Raw genomic sequence first — 20,682 nt, 5'->3', positions numbered from 1 at the left:
ACCATGACGAGGATCGCGCGGTACTATCGCGAATACGGCGTGAGGCTTGTGAGGGGCTACATGCAGTATGTCTGGGACGACGGGGGGAGGCGGTATCTCGACTGCAACACCAACCACGGCGTGGCGTTCCTCGGCCACTCGAACCCCTACATAGTCGAGGCCGTAAAGAAGCAGGTAGAGGAGGTGTGGGCCGTCCCCCTAAACTTCGCGACGCCGGCGAGGGAGAGGTTCGTTGAGGCCTTCTCCCGGCTCCTTCCGGCGAAATTCGGCGTGGTGTTTCTCCAGAACACGGGCACGGAGGCGGTCGAGACGGCGGTCAAGATAGCGAAGAAGATCACGAGGAGGCACACCATAGTGGCCTTCACTAACAGCTTCCACGGGAGGACCATGGGCTCCCTCTCGATTACGTGGAACGAGGCGTACCGCAAGGCGTTCGAGCCGCTCTACCCCCACGTGAGGTTCGGCAAGTTCAACGTGGTTTCCGAGGTGGAGAAGGTGGTGGGCGAAGACACCTGTTGCGTCGTCGTCGAGCCCATACAGGGCGAGGGCGGCGTCAATCCGGCGACTCCGGACTTCTTGAAGGCGCTCCGCGACGAGGCCTCCCGGAAGGGGGCCCTGCTGATATTCGACGAGGTCCAGACGGGCTTCGGCAGGACCGGGGCCGTATGGGCTTTCCAGAAATACGGGGTTGAGCCAGACCTCTTCACGGCGGGCAAGGCGCTTGGCGGCGGCCTCCCCATAGGCGTTGTGGTGGCCAGAGAGGACTACGGCGACGTGTTCGAGCCGGGGGAGCACGGCTCCACCTTTGCGGGAAACGCCGTCGTGATGGCGGCGGCCGCCGCGGCGTCGGAGCTGTTGCTGAGGGACGACGTGCCCTCCAAGGCCGAGTCGGCGGGTAGGGATCTTGCCAAGGCCCTCTCGGAGCACGGCTCTAGGCTGGGGCTGAGAGTCAAGGGGATGGGCCTCATGTTGGGCCTAGAGCTTAGGGTGAAGGCCGACCAGTTCATCCAGCCTCTAATGGCGCGGGGGGTGTTGGCCCTCACCGCCGGCATGAACGTGTTGAGGTTCCTCCCGCCCTACATGATCGCGAAGGAGGACGTAGAGCTTGTGAGGTCGGCCGTCTCCGACGTGTTGAAAAACGCCGGGCACTGATATATATCAGCCTCCGTTCCGGTCCATGAAGGTCGTGGTCGTCGGCTGTAGGGGATGGGGCCAGATACATTTAAGGGCCCTGTCCCAGCTCGGCGTCGATCTGGAGATTATGGAGAGGAACGAGGAGGCCGCCAGGACGTGCGTGGAGAGATACGGGGCGAGGAAAGTGCACGTCACGTATTCGTCCGTGCTCTCCTCAAATGCCGACGTGGTGGACCTAGTAGTCCCGCATAATCTACATAGGGATATGGCCGTGGAGGCCCTTAAGGCAGGCAAACACGTCCTCGTCGAGAAGCCGATGGCTAGGATCGAGGCGGAGGCTCTCGATATGATAAACGCCGCGAGGTCCGCCCGCAAGAAGTTAATGGTCACCGACCAGTTCCACTTCGACCCGGCGGTCAAGGCAGTAGTGGAGATGATAAGGGACGGCCGCCTCGGCAGAGTCCACACCATAATAGTGAGGTCGCAGGTATTGGGAAAGCCCAAGGAGTGGCGGACTAGGCTGGAGGAGATGGGCGGCGGCGCTCTGATAGACGGCGGAGTCCACTTCGTAAACACTCTTCTGAACTTCGGCGGGGACTACGAGGAGGTCAAGGCCTACGTATACAGAGCGTTTGTGCCCATGGAGGGCGACGACACGGCCATGGCGATCTTCAAGTTCAAGTCGGGGGCCTACGGCCTCTTCTACTACAGCTGGGCCTACCCCAACCCGCCGCTCTTGCCCTCTTACGAGGTCATCGGCGACGCCGGCTCGGTGGTCGAGGACTTGGAGACCAAGCGGAGGACGTGGGCGCCGCCTAGATATAGGGTGTACGGGGACCCCGTCCTCAACGGCAGGAGGGTGGAGGTGCCCGACGTCGACGTCTTCGTGGAGATGTTCAAGGGCTTCTTCAAGGCGGTGGAGGAGGACTCGGAGGTGCCCTACCCGCCTGAGCTCTCCTTGAGAGATCTAAAGGGAGTACTAGACATTTACAGAGCCGCCGGCGTCCCTTGGCTCAAGTAGGCTCAGTAGAGCCTCCCTAAACCGTCCGTCTTTTCTGAAGAGGTAGGTGTAGGCTCTGTTGGCCTCACCGCCGAGGTACACCACGTCGCCCCTCACCTCTATCGGCGCGCATAGGACGTCGCGGGGCCCCTCGGACAGTCTTGCGAGGATGCGCTCGTAGAGATCCGCCAGAATTCTCGCAGACGTCAAGTCGGTCAAATAATCGGCGATTTCCGAGAGGTAGCGCCCGGAGCTGTAGAGAGGGATTAAGGCGAAGTAGAGCCTGCCGCGCCTCCTCAAAGGCGCCCCCGCCAATATTCTTCTGGCCTCCTCGTACCCCTCGCGTAATAGCTCCACGACGGTCCCGTAGGGCAGAGGCCCGACGCACGGCCCGCCAGGTTGCGCGGCCGCGCTCCGACTCACGACGAGGAGAACCCGCTCGTGTTTCGCCGATATCTTGTCCACGAAATACCCGTCAACCAGCGCCTCGCCGATATCGTAGAAGGGTATGGCCGTCACTCCACGAACACCTCTCTGCCTCTTAGGGCTGAGAGGAGCGCGGCGGCGAATGCGAACGCCGCGGCGAGGTGGTAGGCGTAGTGGAACCCGTCGGCGAGCGCGGGCGCCACGGCGCCGGCGAAGAACTGCGGCTCGGTTATCGCCGAGTAGACGGCTTGGCTAAGCTGTACGTGGTTGAGGGAGACCAACGTGGCCATCGGGTTGTAGCCGAGAAAAGCGGCGAAGAACGCCACTATCGGCGGCGTGGAGAGCAGAAGCCGCGCCGAGCTGGGCGGAACGCCGGCGTTGACCAACGCGTTGTATATGCTGGGCCCCAACGACGCGGCGGAGCCCGCCACTATCAACGTTATGAAGACGGCGAAGCTCAAGAGCGTGCCTATGTTCTGCAACATGGCCCTGACGCCGGAGGCCGCCGACCTTGTTGACGAGGGCACCGCGCTCAGTACCGAGACGAGGTTGGGGCTCATGAAGAGGCCGGTGCCGGCGCCTATGAGCGCTATTATGAACGCGAAGAGTGCGTAGTGGAAGGAGAGGGGCAACGCCGACAGCATCTCGAAGCCTAAGCCCATCAACGCGGCCCCCGCGGTGGCGACGGCCCTAGCGCCGAACTTGTTGACGAGCTTGCCGCCGATTGGGGCGAACACGGCGCTTGCCAAGCTGCTCGGCGTTAGGTAGATCCCGGCCCATAGAGGCGTCAGCTCGTAGGGCATGCCGCCCATGGGGAGGTAGACGGCCTGGAGGAAGATGGACAGCACGAAGACGTTGGCTCCCTGGGCCAGGAAGAGCAGGAAGGCGCTGAACACGCCGAAGGAGAACTGCTTGTTCGAGAAGAGATCGAGGCGTAACATGGGCGTCCGGGATCTCCGCTCGAGGGGTATCAACGCGGCTAAGAGCGCCGCCCCGCCGGCCAGCAGAGCCCAGACGTAGGGGGCGCTCCAGCCCAACATATGGCCGTCGTAGGGCACGGTGGAGAGGGCGAGCCCCATGAGGAATAGGAAAAGCGCGGCGGCCAGGACGGCGGCGCCTGCCCAGTCGACCACAACTCTGCCCGTGCCCGGCGACACGCGGTATACGACGTTGTAGGACCACCACGTGTTGAGGACGCCGAAGGGCACGTTCGCGAGGAAGACAAGCCTCCAGTCGATTACGGCGAGCGCGCCGCCGGCTAGAAGCCCAACGAGGGAGCCGGCCGAGAAGGAGATGCCCACGATCCCTTGGGCTACTCCCCTCTCGCTGGGCGGAAAGACGTCGGCAATTATGGCGGCGCTGTTGCTGAACATCAAGGCGCCGCCGACACCTTGCACGGCCCTATATATAATCATCTGGAGGGCGGCTACGGCGCCCGTGCCCGGGGTCAAGCCGAGCAGTAGCGACGCCGCGGTGAACACGGCGGCGCCTAAGGTGAATGCCCTCCCCTTGCCGTACATATCGGACAAGCGGCCAGCTATGGCCACCAAGACGGCGATGGTGAAGGGGTAGGCCAATATCAGCCATAACATGGACATAAACCCCAGCGGCGAGAACGGGTCTATTCCTATTCCTCTAAAGATCGCCGGGAGCGCTATGACTAGAGCCGATACGTTCATGCTGGCCATGAAGGAGCCCAGAACGCTGTTGAACAGTATGGCCCGTCTGTGATCCACGGATGCCGAGACGTCGGACCTATAAAAACTTTAAGACAAACTGCCGTCGGCCCCGCGTAGAGCCCCTATTCAAACTTAAATGGTTAGGCCAGTTGCGCACTCCCGTGGCCGAGGTCGAGTCGGATTTAACGCATGAGCTGAGGCCCGGCGCCGAGCGCGTGGTGCTGACGGAGAAGGAGCTGTCTGTGGTGAGGAACGGCGAGATTCTGTATAGGGTAGACCTAGGCCGGATCAAGAGGGCCTATGTGGAGGATGGGATAGGCCTGGCGAAGCTCGTCGTCGAGCTGGACGACGGGTCGTCGGTCGAGGCGGCCTACTTCACTAAGAGGAAGCTGGTGCAGTTCAGGGCTTTGGCCAAGGCGATAAACTTGAGGAGGGCCGAGGCGGCGCTCGTCGAGGATCAGGCCAGCGGGCCCGTGCGGCGCGGCTCCAGCCGGACTCTTCTGTGGCTGTTCTCCCACATGGCGCCGTACAAGTACAGGCTGGCTCTCGGCGTGGCTCTCTCGCTCGCGATCACCGCGTTGAACTTAGTGCCGCCCTACATGCTCAAGGTGCTTATAGACCAAGTACTGCTCTCGCCCAGCCGCGACGAGGGGCTGTTCGTGAGGCTGACCTTGTTGTTGGTGGCCGCATATGCGTCGGTGTCGTTGCTGTCCATGGCCCAGAACTACGTCCTCAACACAGTCGGGCAGAGGGTGGTCAACGACCTCAGAGGCAAGCTGTACTCCAAGGTACTGCGCCTGAGCCCCTCCGTGGTCGACAAGATCTCGACTGGCAGGATACTGTCCAGGCTGACCACCGACGCGGGCAACGCGCAGTGGCTCATGGTGTGGGGCCTTCCGACCCTTCTCGTGAACACGCTTACGCTGATAGGCATAGGGGTGATACTGTTCTCCATGGACCCCCGCCTAGCTGTCTACGTCCTCGTACCTGTACCCCTTATAGTGTACCTACTCGTACACTATAGACGCGTGTCCAGGCTTCTCTACCACAGAAACTGGCGGAGGAGCGCCGATATGACTTCGGCCGCCTCAGACGTGGTCCCGAACTACGCGATAGTCAAGGCGTACTCCAGAGAGGGCTACGAGACTTCTAGGTTCTGGCGTATACTGGACAGGCTCTACGAGTCGCAACGCGACGTGGCTGCCATGAACTCGTTGCACTGGCCGCCGATAGGCTTCCTCACCTCCCTAGCGACGGTGATGATCTGGTGGTTCGGAGGCAATCAAGTCATAGCCGGCAATATAGAGCTCGGCGTCCTCACCGCGTTCGTGTCCTACATGGCCCAGTTCTACGGGCCCATAAACAACCTCAGCAATATAATACCGTTCATCCAGCAAGCTATAACCTCGGGCGAGAGGCTTAGGGAGATCATGGAGGCAGAGGAGGAGCCCCAGGGCGGCGACAAGAAGCCGTCCCTGAGAGGGCCCATAGAGTTTAGAGGGGTCTGGTTCGGCTACGAGCCTCTAACGCCTGTCTTGAAGAACATAAATTTGAGGATAGAGAGGGGCCAGAAAGTCGCCTTGGTTGGGAGAAGCGGCTCGGGCAAGACGTCTATAGCCAAACTGTTGCTCAAGATGTACCAGCCCGCCGAGGGCTCAATATACATAAACGGCGTGGATATAAGGGAGATAGACACGTCGTATCTACGGCGCAGGATCGCCTACGTGTCCCAGGAGGTGTTGCTCTTCGACGACACCGTGGCCAACAACGTGGCCTACGGCGCCGACGGGAAGATAGGCCCCTACGACATACTTAAGGCTTGTTGGCTGGCGAAGGTCCACGACGACATAATGAAGATGCCGCTCGCCTACGACACTCCCTTAGGCGAGAGGGGATCTTACCTATCGGGCGGCCAGAGGCAGAGGATCTCGTTAGCCAGAGCCCTCGTGAAGGACCCCGACATATTCATATTCGACGAAGCTACCTCGAACCTAGACGCCTTAACCGAGAAGGAGGTCTTCTCCACCATACTAGGCGTAGTCGGCGACAGGACGGCCATCTTCATAACGCACTCGCCGGTGGAGGCGCTGGCGGCCGACAAGGTGGTGGTCATGCGCGACGGGGAGATCGTCGAGCAGGGCGCGCCGGCAGAGCTCTTGATTAAGGGCGGCGAGTTCAGCAGAATGTTCAGCGAATACGCTGAGGCGGCGGCCTCCATGTGGTCTAGGAGACAGGAGACGGCTCCGCCCCCTATCTTGAAATCGCCCAAGGTAGCGCCGGGATCTAGGCGTAGCTACGTCAAGCTAGACGGCGTGGCCGGCGAGTGTAGGCCCACGTTGCCGTTCCCCGTGAGCCACAGACATTTCGTGTTGTTGGACTGCGGCGGGCGCCAATACATAATAGAGGACTACACAACGCTGGACGAGGAATCGAGGACGGCGTTGGAGAGGGCTATAGGCGCCAACGTCTTGGTGCCCCGCATAACGTCGATAAAGTCGGTGGACATAAAGGGGGACGAGCTCGTGTGGGATGTGGAGACCGAGATAGGCCGCCGCATCGTCTCGACAAGAGGCAGGAGGAACGTCATGGTGATGGACGGCTCCGTGGTGTTGATAGACGTGTACGAAAACGCCTATGTGATAGAGGTCGACAAGCTCGACGCGCGGAGCAGATACTGGCTGGACAAAGTGGTTTAAGATTTTAAGCAAGCGCCCTAAACGCCGCCGTGGTAGTTTTGGTGAGGTACAGCGAGGTGGCGATCAAGCGGGGGTCTACCCGGAGGGAGATGGAGAGGTTGCTCGTCAGAGCTATCAGGGAGGCCGCCGCCGGGTGCGGCAAGGTCAAGTTTAGGCTGGAGCCAGGGAGGATATTCGTCTACGGAGACGACGGATGTGTGGCGAAGGCCGCGGCGCGGGTGTTCGGGGTCAAGTCGACGAGCCCGGCGGCCGAGTATGTATTTACAGATCTGGCGGATCTCGCGGCAAAGGTAGCGGCCCGCTGGAGGGATATAGTGGCCGGGAGGAAGTTCGCCGTGAGGGCTCATAGGGCCGGGACGCATCCCTTCACGTCGAGAGACATCGCGGCTAAAGTGGGGGAGATCTTGGCGGCCGCCGGCGGCTCCGTCGACTTGGAGCGGCCGGAGGTGGAGATATTCGTCGAGGTTAGGGGAGATCGGGCCTACACGTACAACGAGATCTACGAAGGCCCCGGCGGACTCCCTCTGGGGTCTGAGGGCAAGGTCCTGGCGCTAGTGTCGGGGGGAATAGACTCCCCTGTGGCCGCCTGGTATATGATGCGTAGAGGGGCCTACGTCGACGTGCTCTACTGCAACCTCGGCGGTGTCTTGACGGAGGCCGCCGCCTTGAGGGTGATAGACAAGCTGTTGGAGTGGTCGTACGGCTACGACGCCAAGGTGTTGGTGGCCGACTGCGCCCCCGTGGCCGACGCCATACGCAGATATGTGGACCACCATTTGTGGTCCATAGCGTTTAAACGGGCGTTGTACAAGCTCGCCGAGAGGGCCGCAAGGCTCGTCAAGGCCGAGGCCCTGGTCACGGGCGAATCCCTCGGCCAAGTGTCGTCCCAGACTCTCCAGGCGCTTTCGGCAGTGGAGATGGGGATAGACCTGCCGGTGTTTAGGCCTCTGATAGGGCTGGACAAGGAGGAGATAGCCAAGATGGCGCAGAGGATAGGCACCTACGACCTATCCGTGTCCGTCCCGGAGTACTGCGGGATATTCTCGAGAGAGCCCAGGAGGTGGGCCTCCAGAGGTGAGATAGAGGCGATAGACCTCTACCTGGCCGACGTGGTCGAGGAGGTCTTGAGGAATATAAGGATAGTGAAGAGATCGGAGCTTAAGTCTGCGATAGCCAGTCTGGCCCCCAGCGTAGAGGGCCTGGTCGTGGACAGGGTGCCCGAGGGCGCCGTCGTGGTGGATCTCAGAGACCAGGAGGCGTACCTCAAGTGGCACGTGCCGGGCGCCGTCCGCGTCGAGCTCGACAGAGTCTTTGACTTCGTCGAGAGGATGGGCAGAGACAAGACCTACGTCTTCTACTGCTACCAAGGGGCTCTGAGCGCAGATGTGGCCGAACGTCTAAGGAGATCGGGCTATAGGGCGTACAGCTTGAGGCTCAAGTAATAACGCGTTTTCTAATAATTTAGTCATATAAACCGTTAAAATACATTATTACATATAGAAATGTAATATGGCTTATATAATAGTGTTCAGTTATCCACATGCCGCTGTTTATGGACCCGCTAGATCTGTGGCTGGACGTATTGGGCACGACCCTATTGGCCACCGCCTATTGGCTCTATCTGAATTTCGCCTCTAAGGCTTCCTCAGCCGTCAAGCTGGCCTTTAACAAGGCATTCGGGTACTTCTACATAGCCTTGGGCGTGTACGCCTTGGCGAGCGGTCTATGGGCCACGGCCACCTGGCCGTTTCCCAGCTCCTACAACCTGATATTCTCCGACGCCTGGCCGATCTTCGGCGTAGCGCTGATACTCCTCGGCCTCACGAGCAATAGGATAGGCGTGGAGGCCCTCGGCGAGGACGGCCTCTACTATCTGAGAGGGGCACTCGTGGGCGTCGCCGCGCTGTCCCTAGCGCCGTTCGTCTACTCCTTCGATATATGGAAGTACGGGCTGACTAACGAGCCGCCTCTAGCCGGCCTGCTCTTCTTCGCCGTGGGCTTAGCCGGGCTGTTAAGCCCGCTCCTCACGTTCAAGAAGGCGGCGAGGGGCGTCGCCTACCTGCTCATGTTGCTATTGGTTATAGGCGGTTTGATATCCTTGTTCATAGGCGTCTCGGCCATATTCGCACACACGGCGGCTTGGAAGGCCTGGGCTCCTTGGTACGGCGCCCACTAAAAACCAATTTTTTAAGAGGCTTCCTCGTCCTCGTTTTTCATGACCCTCTTCATAACAGAGGGTGAGGTCGATCAGTTGTTGAGCTTCAGGGAGGCGATAGAGGCGGTCGAGGAGGGGTTCAGGCTTTTGGCGGAGGGCCAGGCGGTCAATTTGCCTAGGCGTAGGGCTATCGTGAAAGGCGCCGTCCTCCACGTCTTGCAGGGCGTGGTGTTGGGGAAGTACGGAGTGGCTGGGTTGAAGACCTACCTAAGCACTAGGGAGGGCGCTAGATTCGCGGTCTTGCTCTTCGATGTAGCTGGCGGCGATCTGCTGGCTATAATCGAGGCGGATAGGCTCGGCCAGAAGAGGACCGGGGCGGCCTCCGCTGTGGCCACTAGGCATATGGCGGCCCGTTTCCAGGGAACGCTCGGCATAGTGGGTTCGGGCAGACAGGCGAGGGCCCAGTTCGAGGCGCTCGTCGAGGTCTTCAAGCCGTCTCTCGTCAAGATATTCAGCAGGAATAGAGAGAGGGCTAGAGCCTTTGTAGAGTTCGTGAGGGGCAGGGGCTACGACGCGGCGCTGGCCGACGACTACAGATCGGTGAGCGACGTAGACGTGTTGGTCACGGCGACGAACTCGGCAGAGCCCTTCATAAGGGGGGAGTACCTACGGCCCGGGGTCCACGTAAACGCCATAGGGAGCAACTGGGCGAATAGAGCGGAGCTGGCGCCGGACGCCGTGGCGAAGGCCGACGTGATAGCCGTGGACGACCTGACCCAGGCGCGGGAGGAGGCGGGGGACCTAATCATGGCGGGGGCCCTCGACAGAGCTGTGCCTCTAGCCGATATAGTGGCCGGAAAGGCGCGCGGGCGGCCCGACGAGAGCTCCATAACTCTGTTCAAGTCGTTGGGCATAGCTGTCGAGGATTTAGTCGTCGCCAAGGTGGTCTACGACAAGGCGGTCAAGGAGCGGCTTGGACGGGAGCTAGAGTTCTCCGGGCGCTGGCCTCTCTGATCGAGAAGATCCTGCTTATAGCCACCGCGTTTTGGCCGAGCAGACATATGCCCCAGAAGGCGTTGACGAGCGCGGTGTACATGGTGAGCGACGCCGTGAGAGTCCCTACCAGGGACCCCACGCTGAGCCGCCCCTCGTTGACGTAGTTGACGCCTATAAGCGCTGTTATTAGAGGCACGGCGTAGCCCACGGCGAACGAGGAGGACCAGTACTCTCTATCTAGGTGGATGTTCCTACTGATTCCCCTGATCCACCTATCCATGGCGGATGTGAAGGCATCCGCGCTGGTCCTTCCGGCGAGATATTCCGAGGCCGCGTGGATGCTCTCGCTGTAGGCCTTCCTCTCGAGGCCTCTGGCCTCCTCGACGTTCTTGACGTAGTGCTCCAACAGCGCCACGTAGAAGGGGAGCCCTATCAGTCCCACGAGGCCTAGAATCGGGCTCATCTCGAATACGGTCACCTCGGCGACGGCGGCCGTGAAGAGGTTCGGCACCATGGAGTTTATTATACCGCCTACGTTCCACATGACGAAGTCGACGTCGTTCACCAGTTTACCTATATCGTCTCCGTTGTCGCGCGCCGCGCCTCCAGCCACGCCCTTGACCAAGCGCATTTTTATGAGGCGGATTGATTGGGCAATGCCGACCCAAAACGGCCGGAACAGCCACTCGGTCGTTGCGTATATCAGACCTGCAAGGGCCAGGAGCCACAAGCCGTGGCTCATCGACCCCACGGACCTGTTGAACAGCCCGTTGGTTATCTCCTGAAGCGAGAACGGGATAAACATGCCGCTGGCCACCGCGCGGAGAATATAGGCAGCCGTAGCCCCGCCGATGCCGAAGTTGAAATATCTGTTGTTGAGGAATTCTTGGTAAAACTTCCAGTGTAGCCTGGCGCTTTTGACTATTTGGCGCATACTGCCTTACCCATACCTATTTAAAACCTATTCGACGTCCAGCACGTCGAGCTCCACCACCTCGAGCGAGGCCCCAAGCGTCTCGGCGACGCTCGGTTGCGTCCGCCCGCCGTCGCCGTTTATGAACTCCTTGACGTATAGACCGCCTTGGCACCTCACAAATACCTCGATGACTCTGTCGGCGATTTGGTACGCTTCGATATTGTATACCATCCTCCGCCTCCTGGCGCGCGGGCTCAACCTCTTTATCCGCCTCGGAGTCCGCTGGACCACCACGGCGCCTTCGAGGGCCTTAAGCTTGGCTAGATCCTCGGCCGAGATGGGCTTGTCGGACAACGCCACTGCTCTGTAGAGCTTTATGCTGGTCTTCGACTTGGCCTTCATCTCCCTTACGTCGTTTCTGGTGCCCGGCTTAAGCGGCGATAGTATAACCCATTCAGTAGCGAGCCCGGAGAGATCCCCTCTATACTTCGACGGCTCCTTGATCTCGACGACAGCGGGCCTCCCGTTGCCCAACATCCTCACGTCGGAGTCTTCGCGGCCCGCCGCGTGGAGGACCAACGCAGAGCCCCCGAACCTGGCCCGCACGGGGTCGAGCACCTCCTCGATGGTCCTCGAGGCGCCCGGCACGAGCCTTCCCTGCGACACGACGCGGCTCAGCTTGAGGTAGCGCCCAAGCAACAGGAGGGGGTTTCTGGCGACTTTGACCGTGCCGTCGATTATATTCACGGTGGCCACGACGTCGGGCCTCTCCTTGCTGGCCGGCCTCCTCAGAAGCTCCCCCACGGCTCTTCCTATCCTCCTGTTTATCTCGTGTTTTATGGATTCCCCCGTCTCTATGCCGAATTTGGCCACGATCTCCCGCTCCCGCTCCAACATATCCCTCGGCACCACGGACCCCACCTGGAACGTCCCGAAGTCTATCTCGGCCAACGCCTTCGCCACGCTCTCCGCGTACTTCTCCACGTCCTTGAGCAAGCCGCCGCAGATATAGCAACGGGCCTCCTCGACGCTTATGCCGTTCGAGGCGAGGAACCTCCTCGTGGGCGCGTGGACTCTCCCGAGCGCCTTGAGATCCTCGGCGACATCTACGCCGTTTCTGTAGTCGTACACCAGCCTCATGTGGAGCAGAGTCTTTATGGCGCGGCCCCTCTCGGCGTTCTCCACGCCGTAGCCCATCGAGGCGAATAGCCTGCCCAGACACGAGTCGCATAGCGGATACTGGCGCAGAATTTCCCTAGCCCTCTCGACGGGATCCACCGCGCACTCTGCGGAGGGGGTTATAAATTTAGGATCGGCCGGGAAGAGGTCAACGGACTACCTCCTGGCGATCTGCCGCTATGTTGAACACTGCGAACTGGTGGTGAGGCGGCATGTCGCCCAGCCCAGCGCCGCAGTCCACCTCGACGTCTGCAGGCTCCAGATAGGCTACGTATGTGAAATCCCGCGGCGGCTTGCAGACGCCGCGCCTGCCGTCCACGACAGGCCTCCGTATGAGATTCGCCAAGCTGACGCGTTCAATCAGCTTGACGCCGGGATGTCTGGCGCCCCGCAACGCCCTCCTCAAGAGGCCGGTAGAGGACTCCTCGTCGGGGAACAACGACCTCACGGAGTTGCCGAGGACCCTAATCGCGCGGGCCGCGTCAATGAAATACGCCACGAACTCGGCGTCCTCTCTTATCCCGTTCGATATCAATAGGGCGGCCACAAGCGCCTTGCCGTGGACGTAAGGCTGTTCGGCGAACGCCCTTGTCGATGTGACCAGGACGAACCTCCTCATTGGAGGCGGACGCCTCTGGCGCCGAGCCTGTACTGGCGCCGCAACACCTTGGACATCTTCTTCATCGACTCGTAGACCTTCAACATGTCCTTCACGTCCTTGGGCGTCACGCCGGCGCCTATGGCTATACGCCTGATCCTGGAGGCGTTGAGTATGCTCGGGTCCCTCAACTCCTCCTCGGTCATGGAGCTCAAGATGGCGCGCCATCTCCTTAAATTCTTCTGGGAGAGCTCTATCTGCTCATCGCTTATCTTGGAGGCGAGCGTGCCGGGGAGGAGCTCGAGGACCTTGCTCAGAGGCCCGAGCTTCAACAACGCATCTATCTGCTTCTTGAAGGTGAGCAGGTCGAGCCGCCCGCTCTCCAGCTCCTCCAAGACTTCCTCCTCCTCGAACACCGCCTTGACGCGCTCCACCAAGGTCTCCAGGTCGCCCATGCCCAACACCCTCGCCACGAACTTCCTGGGGCTGAAGGGCTCGATCTCGTCGACGCCCTCTCCGACTCCGATGAACTTGACCCTGGCGCCTGTCTTGGCCACGGCCGCCAGGGCGCCTCCGCCTCTGGCGGTGCTGTCCATCTTGGTTATGGCGACGCTGTGTATGGGCACGTACTTCATGAAGGCCTCCGCCTGCGCCGCGGCTTGGCGGCCGACGGTGGCGTCCACCACTAACATCACCTCGTCGGGCTTTATGGCGTCGTAGATGGCCTTGACCTCCTCCAGCAACGACTGCTCGTTCTTGTGTCGGCCGGCCGTGTCAACGAGGACTAGGTCTACGCCCTTCATCTGCTCTAGGCCGCGTCTGGCTATGCCCACCGCGTCGTTGCCGTCCCTCTCGCCGTAGAAGCGGGCGCCCACTCTCTCCGCCAGTTGCTTTAGCTGGTCGTATGCGGCCGGCCTAATGGTGTCGGTCTCAACTACGCCGACTTTCAAGCCGCGTTTTATATAGAAGAGCGCTATCTTCGCCGCAGTGGTGGTCTTCCCGCTGCCCTCTACCCCCAGCAACATGATCACGTACGGCCTCTTGGGGAGCTTTAGATCGGGCTCGGCCTCCCCGCCCAGGAGCTTGACCAGCTCTTGATATATGACGTAAATCACGAAGTCCTTGACGGGTATGCCGGGCGGCGGCCTCTCCTCCCTTATGCGCCTAACCGCTGTGTCTGTGAACGCCCTGACCATATCCAGAGGCACGTCTGCCTTCAACAGAGATCTCTGGAGCTCCCGCGAGATCTCCTGGAGCGTCTGCTCGTCGATGTACTCGACGCCTCTTATCTTCTCGACAAGCTTCGAGAAGAGCTCGGTCAACGGCCTCACGGCTTGGCCGGGCGCCGGTATATATATCTATTACTAGACGCGGCCCAGCAGGATCAACGTAGCGTAAGCGAGCAACAACGCCGACGTTATAGACGCCAGCGCTTTTATGAAGTCGACGACCCTTATGATCCTCATCCTCCTCGAGGCGGCCGAGCCGAGCAAGGTGCTGTAGGTTAAGAGGGTGAACGACATGGGGACGTTAAAGGCAGTGCCCACGGCGGCCAGGACGGCGGCAGACACGCTGGCCGCGACGGCTCCGCTGAACGAGAACGCGTAGAGCTTGACTATCCACCTGGAGAATCTGAGGCCTAGATAGTTGCCGAGCAGTATGGCCGCAACCACGTAGACGCTCTTGTCGACGAACGCTATGTTGTTTACGCCGAACATGAAGGACACGGCGGCCAGGACGGCGTATCCCAACGCGAGGGAGGGCCTCACGAGCTTGGCCACGAGGTAGCCCACGGCGAACGCGAGCGCGGGCGTGCCGAACCACAACAACAATGACGTAGCTGTTAAGCCTCTGAGCGAGTATAGGAATACGGAGATCGGCAGGGAGATCTTCGCGGCGGTGAACGCGACGTAGAACAGAAGCGCCGCGAGGTATTCGGGCGCGCTGAACTTGAGCGGCGACATGGGCGACAGGAACGTGCCCGCTATCTCGGACACCACGGCCAATACCAACGCGCGATCCGGCTGGACGCCGCCCCACGCAGACGGGCCGAGGACCACCAAGGCGTTGTTGTAGACTAGGGCGAAGGCGAGCAACGAGGTCAACAACTCGTCTAGCGCGGACACCGGCCCTCGTCGTCCAATTGTTTTAAAGATTTCCCGGGGAGGGTTATATGGATCTCCCCAAGACTAGGGAGGAGCTGGCCCGGCTGATAGACCACACCATACTCAACCCGGCGGCTACTCCAAAAGACGTCGAGAGGTACTGCAGAGAGGTCCTGGAGCACGGCTTCTGGGGCGTGATGGTCAATCCGTCGTATGTCGCGTACGCCAAGAGCGTGATCGGGAACAGGGCTAAGGTAATGTCAGTCGTCGGCTTTCCATTCGGCGCCACTAAGCCTGCGTTGAAGGCGGCGGAGGCCGAGGCCGCCATGAACGACGGGGCCGACGAGGTGGACATGGTCATGAACATAGGCGCATTTAAGGCGGGCCTCTACGAGGTCGTGGAGAGGGAGATAAGGGTCGTCGCCTCGGTCGTGCACGACTACGGCGGCATCCTAAAGGTGATACTGGAAACCGGCTACTTAACGCCGGAGGAGATAGCCAAGGCGTCGTCGATAGCCGTGGAGGCCGGCGCCGACTTCGTCAAGACGAGCACGGGATACGGCCCCCGTGGGGCAACCGTAGAGGACGTCGAGATAATGAGGAGGGCTGTCGGCGATAGGGCCGGCGTCAAGGCTGCTGGCGGCATCAGGACGGCGGAGCAAGCGTTGGCGATGTTAAGGGCAGGCGCCAACAGGATAGGGTCCAGCCACGGGGTGGACATAATCAAGACGTTCGCGCCCTAGGCCGACCCTCCGCGTTCTAGGACGGAGACGTAGGCAGGCCTATCGTCGTACAGCTTGGCGGTCCTTAAGGCCTTCGCCTCAGCGAGGTTCTGCGACTTCCGCCTAAGCGCGTCGGGGTCCTTGACAAGCTCCTGCCCTATGGGCGTCGGCCTTCCCCCGGCCATGTTGACGAAGGTGAAGTAGCCGCTGGCTACGCGTCTCTCTCCCCTCAGCCCCTTGGCCACCACCTCGAAAGCCACCTCGAGGCTCGTGTGGCCGACGTAATCGACGTCGCTCCTGACAGCAATTATGTCGCCTACGTAGATCGGCCTCCTGAAATTTATCGAGTTCAAGCTCGCCGTCACGTAGATCCCCGGTCTATAGTTGAACGCCGATATCGCTGCTATTTGGTCTAGATAGTAGAGGAGCCTGCCGCCGTACATAAGATCGCCGTATACTGCGTCCTCCGGCATTACCTGGATATGAGTTACCGCGGGGAGATCGCCGACGGTTGGCTCGCGCTTCAGCTCAGGCTCCACGGACTCCCTCCACCTGGAGAAATAGCTCCAGAGGGCCCTCTCCCAGTCCTCGGAGGCCTCCAGCGCCCTCCCGACGGGCGACGGTCTGTCGTCGGCTCCAACCTTCACGAATATCATTCTGGCTATAGTGGCCAGCGAGGGCCCCTCGGCCCTCTTCACGTAGGCCTCGACCAACGCCGTCATGCTGGATCTCCTGACGTGGACGATCCAGGCCTTGAACTTGACCACGTCGCCTACCTTGACGGGGGAGACGAAGTGCATGCGGTCTAGGTAGCCCAAGACCACGTTGGACTCGGAGAAGTCCATGGCGGCTATAGTCCCGGCGTCTACAAGCCACTGGAGCATATAGCCTCCGTATAACGTCCCTATGGGGTTCACGTTGTGCGGAGTGACCAGTCTGACCACCTCAACCTCGGTGTTGGAGATCGAGGTCATGCGAACCCCTGGCCGGGCTCCAACACGGTGCCGGCGCCTACCCGGACGCCTCTGCCTATCAACGCGCCGAGCTTGTAAAGCTCGCGGCCTCTCACCTCTATGGGGCTCAGCCTATCTCTGCCCTCCCTCAACACCGATTTAGTCAAGACGTTGGGCTCCAGCACCGCGTCCTCCCCCACGACGCTGTAGGAGACAAAGGAGCCCCTGCCGACCGTGGCCCGCGGCCCCACGAGGCTGTGCGTTATCTCGGCCCCGCTCCCCACGACGGCGCCCTCCTCTATATCGGCGAAGTTCCTGATCAAGGCGTGGGTGCCCACGAAGGCCCGCCTGCCTATATACGCCGGCCCCTTCACTACGGCGTAGTGATCTATCTCTGCTCCGCCCTCCACCACCACGGGCCCCTCGATGACTGCGGTCGGGCTCACCTTGGCGTCCGCCGCTATGTATGTGGCGTTGGGCATGACGAGCTCTAAGGCCTCTATTAGGTCCACCGGCTCCTCGACCCTAAACCACCTCCCTCCCCACACGGCGACGGCGATCCTAGCCTCCCTGGCGGCCTCGGCAAGCGCCTGGGGGAGCCTCGCGCCTTCGAAGAGCCTGGCCAGACGGCACGGGATTAGCAGAGCGCCTCCGTAGGCCAGTTGCCCCTCGCCGCCGATCCCGGCAAGCAATCCCCCCGACATGGCCACGGATAGACCACCTCGGGCTCTCGAGGGCACCGCCAAGACGGCGCCGTCAGCCCCCGCCGAGGCGGTCGCCTCGACCAAGGCCCTCAACGCGTCCCTCTCTGTTATCACGGAGCCCGACGCTACGAGTAGCTTGTCGTTGACGGTGCACAGCTGGGCCGCGGCCCTCACGACATCCTCCGCCGAGTTGCCGTCGACGTGGAGGACCTCGTGTCTCCCCTCCTCTACCGATTTGGAGGCGACGTAGACCTTGCCGAAAATCTCCGACAGGATATCGGCCGTGTACCGGTATAGGGGCCTCCCGCCCAGCTTAACTTCGGCTATGTAGCCGCCTGTGAGGCTCTTGAAGAGCTCGCTGTACTCGTTCGCAGCCACTACTGGGACTATCATTCACTCAACGGTGACCGTCTTGGCCAGATTACGCGGCTTATCTGGATCTCTGCCCAGCTCCACAGCTGTGTAGTACGCCAACAGCTGTAGCGGTATCACGAACGAGGCGGCGTTCAGCAACGGGTCCAGGTGGGGCACCTCGAACACGTACTTGAGCTTCCTCGCCACGTCGTCGCCGCGCGGCGCGACGCCGATTATCAACGCATCTCTCGCCTGCATCTCCGCCACGTTGTTAAGGAGCTTGTCCTTAAGCGAGGGGTCGGAGAAGACGAACACCACGGGGAACTTGCTCTCGACCAGCGCTATGGGCCCGTGCTTGGACTCGCCGGCGGGATAGGCCTCGGCGTGTATATACGCTATCTCTTTCATCTTCAAGGCCCCCTCGAGCGCGACCGGCATGCCGAGCCCTCTGCTTAGGTAGTACGCGCTTTGGCTGCTCTTCAGCCTCTCGGCGAGCGCCTTGGCGGATCCCTCGTTGAGCTCTATGGCCTTCCTCGCGACGTCGGGAAGCCTCTTCAAGCCCTCCACGCGGGGCTCCACGTCCATACCCAACGATCTGCCGATCTGGGCGTGGAGCGCGGCCAGGAGGGCCACCTGCGTGGTGAACGTCTTGGTGGCGGCCACACCTATCTCGGGCCCCGCCCTGGTGTAAAGCACAGCGTCGCTTTCCCTCGCCAACGTGCTCGCCACCACGTTGGTCACCGCCACCACCTTGACCCCTCTCTCCCTCATGGACCGGGCGGCCTTTATTGTATCTATGGTCTCGCCCGACTGCGACACGGCTATGGCCACGTCGTCGACGTCGAAAAGCCCCTCGTACGTGGCGTACTCCGAGGAGATTATCGGCAGAGCCGCGATCTTGTACTCTGCAAGGCCCAGCTGGAAGACGAGCCCGGCGTAGTACGACGTCCCCGCGCCCACGACGTACACTCTCTTGGCGTTCAGCAACATCTCGGCGACCTCCGACAGACGCCGTTGTTCGAGGCCGGCCACAGTGGAGGCTAGGGCCTCCGGCTGTTCGTGTATCTCCTTCAACATGAAATGCCGGTAGCCGCCTCTGAGTGCCTGGTCGGCGCTCCAAGGTATTAAGTGCACTCTATCCCCCACCTCCACCCTCACCCCGTCGTGCTCCACGACGACCTCGGCCGGGGTGACGTAGCCGTACTCGCCGTCTCTCAGCGGGAGGACCTTCTTAGTGTGCTCAAGCACGGTCGGTATATCGCTGGCGACCACGTTGAAGCCCTCGCCGAGGCCCACGATCAGCGGCGAGAGGTTGCGGGCGAAGAAAATCTTGTCCGGCTCCTTGGAGTCCACGACTGCGAGGGCGTAGGCCCCCCGCAACCGCGACAAGGCCTTCTTGAAGGCCTCCCAAGGGGTCAAGCCCGCCTTCTCGTACTCCTCCATAAGGTGCGCGAAGACCTCTGTGTCGGTCTCGCTCCTAAACACGTGGCCCCTCGCGACCAGCTCGGCCTTCAGCTCCTCGTAGTTCTCGATTATGCCGTTGTGCACCACGGCGATGGAGCCGGTGCAGTCCACGTGCGGATGCGCGTTGGCCTGGTTGGGCTTCCCGTGCGTAGCCCACCTAGTGTGAGCCACGCCGGTCCTCCCCCTTATCTGGTCGAAGCCCAGCTTGCTGGAGACCTCGGCCACCTTCCCTGCGTCCTTCCTGACGACTACGCCGCGGGGCGTCACCACCGCGATCCCGGCCGAGTCGTAACCCCTATATTCGAGCCTTTCCAAGGCTCTGCGTAGCAAGGCGCCGAGGGACACCTCGGCGTTTGTGGTTATGCCGAAGATGCCGCACACACTAGCGTCGGGGCGGCGAGTATATATTAATTAGTGCCATGGAGCCACAGTGGAGCTCCAGGAGGCCGTAGACCTGTTGGAGGCCAAGATAAACAGCCCAACCTTCGTCAAGGCCGTGGGGAGGACTGCGGCGGAGGCCATAAAGACGTTGTTGGAGGCCTACAGATGCAACGTGGTCTTGACGACGGAGGAGGTGTTAAGGGTGCTGAACGACTACTATATCTTCGAGTCGCGCATGAGGAGATTGATAGAGCTCTACGAGGAGCTCTCCGGCGGCGCGTTGGCCGCCCTGGCCCGCATAGCGTTAGGCGAGGACGCGGATCTGCCGGATGTAGACTACAAGCTTCTGCTGAGGGAGCTGGACGCCTATCGGTCAGAGCTCTTCAAGCTGGCCGAGATGGTCAAGGAGGCGGAGCGGCGGTGTCCGAAGGCCTACTCCTCGACGAGCTCCAAGGCGTAGACGCCGGGCTTCGAGATTCCCAGCCGCTTGGCGATGCAGGACTTCTCGGGGTCTAGGACGGCCAACATGCCGCGCCAGTTGTTGACGAACTCGGTAGAGCCGCAGTTGGGGCATTGCGCTGCGTCCTCGGGCACTATCAGCTTGCAGTTCTTGCAGGCCTTGTAGCCCGACAGGGTCTTCTTGGCGCGGCTCATGGCTTCTTCCCTTTCTTCTCCTTGAGCCACTCAAGCTTCCCGAGGCCGGGGCCGCGCATGGTCATGGTGATCCTCACGGCGAGGTCGAGGCCCTCCTTCTGGGCGACGTAGGAGACGCCGGTGATGCGGGCCCTCACCATATCCCCCACCCCAACCTTCCTCTTGCTCCTCTCGCCTATAAAGCTCTTCGTGCTCGCGTCGAACAATATATTGGGCTCCTCCATGAGGTGGATCTTGTTTATGAAGCCTAGGACGGGGCCTATGCGCACCATGACGCCCACCTCGCGGGCCGACTCCACTATGCCGTAGACAACCTCCCCGTCTAGGGGCACGTAGGTCAACAAATCGAACACGGCTCTGTGGTACGTGGCGCCGTCGCCGAATAGTATGACGCCCTCTCTCGCGACCTTGGCGCCCAGCACGGCCACCACGAAGCCCAGATCCCTGAAGGACTTCCCCTCGTACCTCGCCCTCAACTGGGCCAGGGCGACGTCCTCAAGCGGCTTGCCGAACTCCGACGGGTTGATCCTGACGTAGTCCTCAGCCTCAATTAGACGGAAAGGCAT

Annotated in this window: 20 protein-coding genes; 8 read left to right on the top strand and 12 right to left on the bottom strand. The window is 61.1% G+C overall.

Annotated elements, in window-relative coordinates; all coding sequences use genetic code 11:
• Positions 1-3: 3 nt before the first annotated feature.
• Positions 4-1,152 (top strand): aspartate aminotransferase family protein, encoded by a 1,149-nt coding sequence (locus TUZN_RS01230; protein ID WP_013679097.1) that lies wholly within the window; start codon positions 4-6, stop codon positions 1,150-1,152.
• A gap of 25 nt (positions 1,153-1,177) precedes the next feature.
• On the top strand, positions 1,178-2,155 hold the full coding sequence (locus TUZN_RS01225) for a Gfo/Idh/MocA family protein (RefSeq protein ID WP_013679096.1): 978 nt from the start codon (positions 1,178-1,180) through the stop codon (positions 2,153-2,155).
• Here the strand turns inward: TUZN_RS01225 and TUZN_RS01220 are convergent.
• Complete coding sequence (locus TUZN_RS01220) at positions 2,114-2,653, bottom strand: hypothetical protein (protein ID WP_013679095.1); 540 nt, start codon at positions 2,651-2,653, stop codon at positions 2,114-2,116. The genes TUZN_RS01225 and TUZN_RS01220 overlap by 42 nt on opposite strands.
• Positions 2,650-4,296, bottom strand: coding sequence for an MFS transporter (locus tag TUZN_RS01215; protein ID WP_013679094.1), 1,647 nt, complete (start codon positions 4,294-4,296; stop codon positions 2,650-2,652). Before TUZN_RS01215 ends, TUZN_RS01220 begins: the two co-directional genes overlap by 4 nt.
• A gap of 104 nt (positions 4,297-4,400) precedes the next feature.
• Between TUZN_RS01215 and TUZN_RS01210 the strand changes: the two genes are divergently transcribed.
• The 4 genes from TUZN_RS01210 to TUZN_RS01195 all read left to right on the top strand — a co-directional run bounded on the left by TUZN_RS01210 (position 4,401) and on the right by TUZN_RS01195 (position 10,104).
• On the top strand, positions 4,401-6,935 hold the full coding sequence (locus tag TUZN_RS01210; RefSeq protein ID WP_013679093.1) for an ABC transporter transmembrane domain-containing protein: 2,535 nt from the start codon (positions 4,401-4,403) through the stop codon (positions 6,933-6,935).
• A gap of 29 nt (positions 6,936-6,964) precedes the next feature.
• Entirely contained in the window at positions 6,965-8,377 is a 1,413-nt protein-coding gene (gene thiI / locus TUZN_RS01205; RefSeq protein WP_013679092.1) for a tRNA uracil 4-sulfurtransferase ThiI, read from the top strand.
• 98 nt (positions 8,378-8,475) lie between these two features.
• Complete coding sequence (locus TUZN_RS01200; protein ID WP_148678545.1) at positions 8,476-9,111, top strand: DUF981 family protein; 636 nt, start codon at positions 8,476-8,478, stop codon at positions 9,109-9,111.
• A 39-nt stretch (positions 9,112-9,150) separates the two neighbouring features.
• Positions 9,151-10,104, top strand: a complete 954-nt coding sequence (locus tag TUZN_RS01195; RefSeq protein WP_013679090.1) for an ornithine cyclodeaminase family protein — start codon at positions 9,151-9,153, stop codon at positions 10,102-10,104.
• On the opposite strand, the gene TUZN_RS01190 is transcribed toward TUZN_RS01195, so the two are convergent.
• From TUZN_RS01190 to TUZN_RS01170, 5 genes are read right to left on the bottom strand one after another with little or no spacing between them, the layout of a single operon-like run.
• Positions 10,052-11,020, bottom strand: a complete 969-nt coding sequence (locus TUZN_RS01190; protein WP_052885996.1) for an ABC transporter transmembrane domain-containing protein — start codon at positions 11,018-11,020, stop codon at positions 10,052-10,054. The genes TUZN_RS01195 and TUZN_RS01190 overlap by 53 nt on opposite strands.
• A 27-nt stretch (positions 11,021-11,047) precedes the next feature.
• Positions 11,048-12,280 carry a tRNA pseudouridine(54/55) synthase Pus10 gene (locus TUZN_RS01185; protein ID WP_013679089.1) on the bottom strand — a complete coding sequence of 411 codons (1,233 nt, stop codon included), beginning with the start codon at positions 12,278-12,280 and terminating at the stop codon, positions 11,048-11,050.
• 49 nt (positions 12,281-12,329) lie between these two features.
• On the bottom strand, positions 12,330-12,800 hold the full coding sequence (locus TUZN_RS01180; protein WP_013679088.1) for an RNA methyltransferase: 471 nt from the start codon (positions 12,798-12,800) through the stop codon (positions 12,330-12,332).
• A complete protein-coding gene (locus TUZN_RS01175) occupies positions 12,797-14,110 on the bottom strand; it encodes a signal recognition particle protein Srp54 (protein WP_013679087.1) in 1,314 nt (437 codons plus the stop codon). The genes TUZN_RS01180 and TUZN_RS01175 overlap by 4 nt, the downstream gene beginning before the upstream one ends.
• Positions 14,111-14,143: 33 nt before the next feature.
• Positions 14,144-14,905, bottom strand: coding sequence for a hypothetical protein (locus tag TUZN_RS01170; protein WP_013679086.1), 762 nt, complete (start codon positions 14,903-14,905; stop codon positions 14,144-14,146).
• Positions 14,906-14,952: 47 nt separating this feature from the next.
• Here TUZN_RS01170 and deoC point away from each other — a divergent pair, with 47 nt between their 5' ends.
• The gene (deoC, locus tag TUZN_RS01165; protein ID WP_013679085.1) at positions 14,953-15,627 is read left to right on the top strand and encodes a deoxyribose-phosphate aldolase; all 675 of its coding nucleotides are present in this window, start codon (positions 14,953-14,955) and stop codon (positions 15,625-15,627) included.
• On the opposite strand, the gene TUZN_RS01160 is transcribed toward deoC, so the two are convergent.
• Genes TUZN_RS01160 through glmS form a run of 3 tightly spaced genes read right to left on the bottom strand, consistent with a single transcriptional unit; the run spans position 15,624 to position 19,462 of the window.
• Positions 15,624-16,580 carry an acyl-CoA thioesterase gene (locus tag TUZN_RS01160; RefSeq protein ID WP_013679084.1) on the bottom strand — a complete coding sequence of 319 codons (957 nt, stop codon included), beginning with the start codon at positions 16,578-16,580 and terminating at the stop codon, positions 15,624-15,626. The two genes, deoC and TUZN_RS01160, sit on opposite strands and share 4 nt — an antisense overlap.
• Positions 16,577-17,656, bottom strand: coding sequence for an LbetaH domain-containing protein (locus tag TUZN_RS01155; RefSeq protein WP_013679083.1), 1,080 nt, complete (start codon positions 17,654-17,656; stop codon positions 16,577-16,579). The genes TUZN_RS01160 and TUZN_RS01155 overlap by 4 nt, the downstream gene beginning before the upstream one ends.
• Positions 17,657-19,462 (bottom strand): glutamine--fructose-6-phosphate transaminase (isomerizing), encoded by a 1,806-nt coding sequence (gene glmS / locus TUZN_RS01150; protein WP_013679082.1) that lies wholly within the window; start codon positions 19,460-19,462, stop codon positions 17,657-17,659.
• Between the two features lie 49 nt (positions 19,463-19,511).
• Here glmS and TUZN_RS01145 point away from each other — a divergent pair, with 49 nt between their 5' ends.
• Positions 19,512-19,922 (top strand): hypothetical protein, encoded by a 411-nt coding sequence (locus tag TUZN_RS01145; protein WP_013679081.1) that lies wholly within the window; start codon positions 19,512-19,514, stop codon positions 19,920-19,922.
• Here the strand turns inward: TUZN_RS01145 and spt4 are convergent.
• Positions 19,895-20,116 (bottom strand): transcription elongation factor subunit Spt4, encoded by a 222-nt coding sequence (gene spt4, locus TUZN_RS01140; protein WP_013679080.1) that lies wholly within the window; start codon positions 20,114-20,116, stop codon positions 19,895-19,897. The two genes, TUZN_RS01145 and spt4, sit on opposite strands and share 28 nt — an antisense overlap.
• Complete coding sequence (locus tag TUZN_RS01135) at positions 20,113-20,682, bottom strand: DNA-directed RNA polymerase (RefSeq protein ID WP_013679079.1); 570 nt, start codon at positions 20,680-20,682, stop codon at positions 20,113-20,115. The genes spt4 and TUZN_RS01135 overlap by 4 nt, the downstream gene beginning before the upstream one ends.

Source organism: Thermoproteus uzoniensis 768-20 (genome assembly GCF_000193375.1).
GTDB lineage: Archaea > Thermoproteota > Thermoprotei > Thermoproteales > Thermoproteaceae > Thermoproteus > Thermoproteus uzoniensis_A.
This window is presented reverse-complemented; position numbering and strand designations above follow the sequence as displayed.

Bases quoted from the DNA above. Each gene is read 5' to 3' on its own strand.
- TUZN_RS01195 (WP_013679090.1), top strand. From the start codon at position 9,151: ATGACCCTCTTCATAACAGAGGGTGAGGTCGATCAGTTGTTGAGCTTC.
- TUZN_RS01230 (WP_013679097.1), top strand. From the start codon at position 4: ATGACGAGGATCGCGCGGTACTATCGCGAATACGGCGTGAGGCTTGTG.
- TUZN_RS01160 (WP_013679084.1), bottom strand. From the start codon at position 16,580: ATGACCTCGATCTCCAACACCGAGGTTGAGGTGGTCAGACTGGTCACT.
- TUZN_RS01190 (WP_052885996.1), bottom strand. From the start codon at position 11,020: ATGCGCCAAATAGTCAAAAGCGCCAGGCTACACTGGAAGTTTTACCAA.
- TUZN_RS01200 (WP_148678545.1), top strand. From the start codon at position 8,476: ATGCCGCTGTTTATGGACCCGCTAGATCTGTGGCTGGACGTATTGGGC.
- TUZN_RS01180 (WP_013679088.1), bottom strand. From the start codon at position 12,800: ATGAGGAGGTTCGTCCTGGTCACATCGACAAGGGCGTTCGCCGAACAG.
- TUZN_RS01225 (WP_013679096.1), top strand. From the start codon at position 1,178: ATGAAGGTCGTGGTCGTCGGCTGTAGGGGATGGGGCCAGATACATTTA.
- spt4 (WP_013679080.1), bottom strand. From the start codon at position 20,116: ATGAGCCGCGCCAAGAAGACCCTGTCGGGCTACAAGGCCTGCAAGAAC.
- TUZN_RS01135 (WP_013679079.1), bottom strand. From the start codon at position 20,682: ATGCCTTTCCGTCTAATTGAGGCTGAGGACTACGTCAGGATCAACCCG.
- deoC (WP_013679085.1), top strand. From the start codon at position 14,953: ATGGATCTCCCCAAGACTAGGGAGGAGCTGGCCCGGCTGATAGACCAC.
- TUZN_RS01155 (WP_013679083.1), bottom strand. From the start codon at position 17,656: ATGATAGTCCCAGTAGTGGCTGCGAACGAGTACAGCGAGCTCTTCAAG.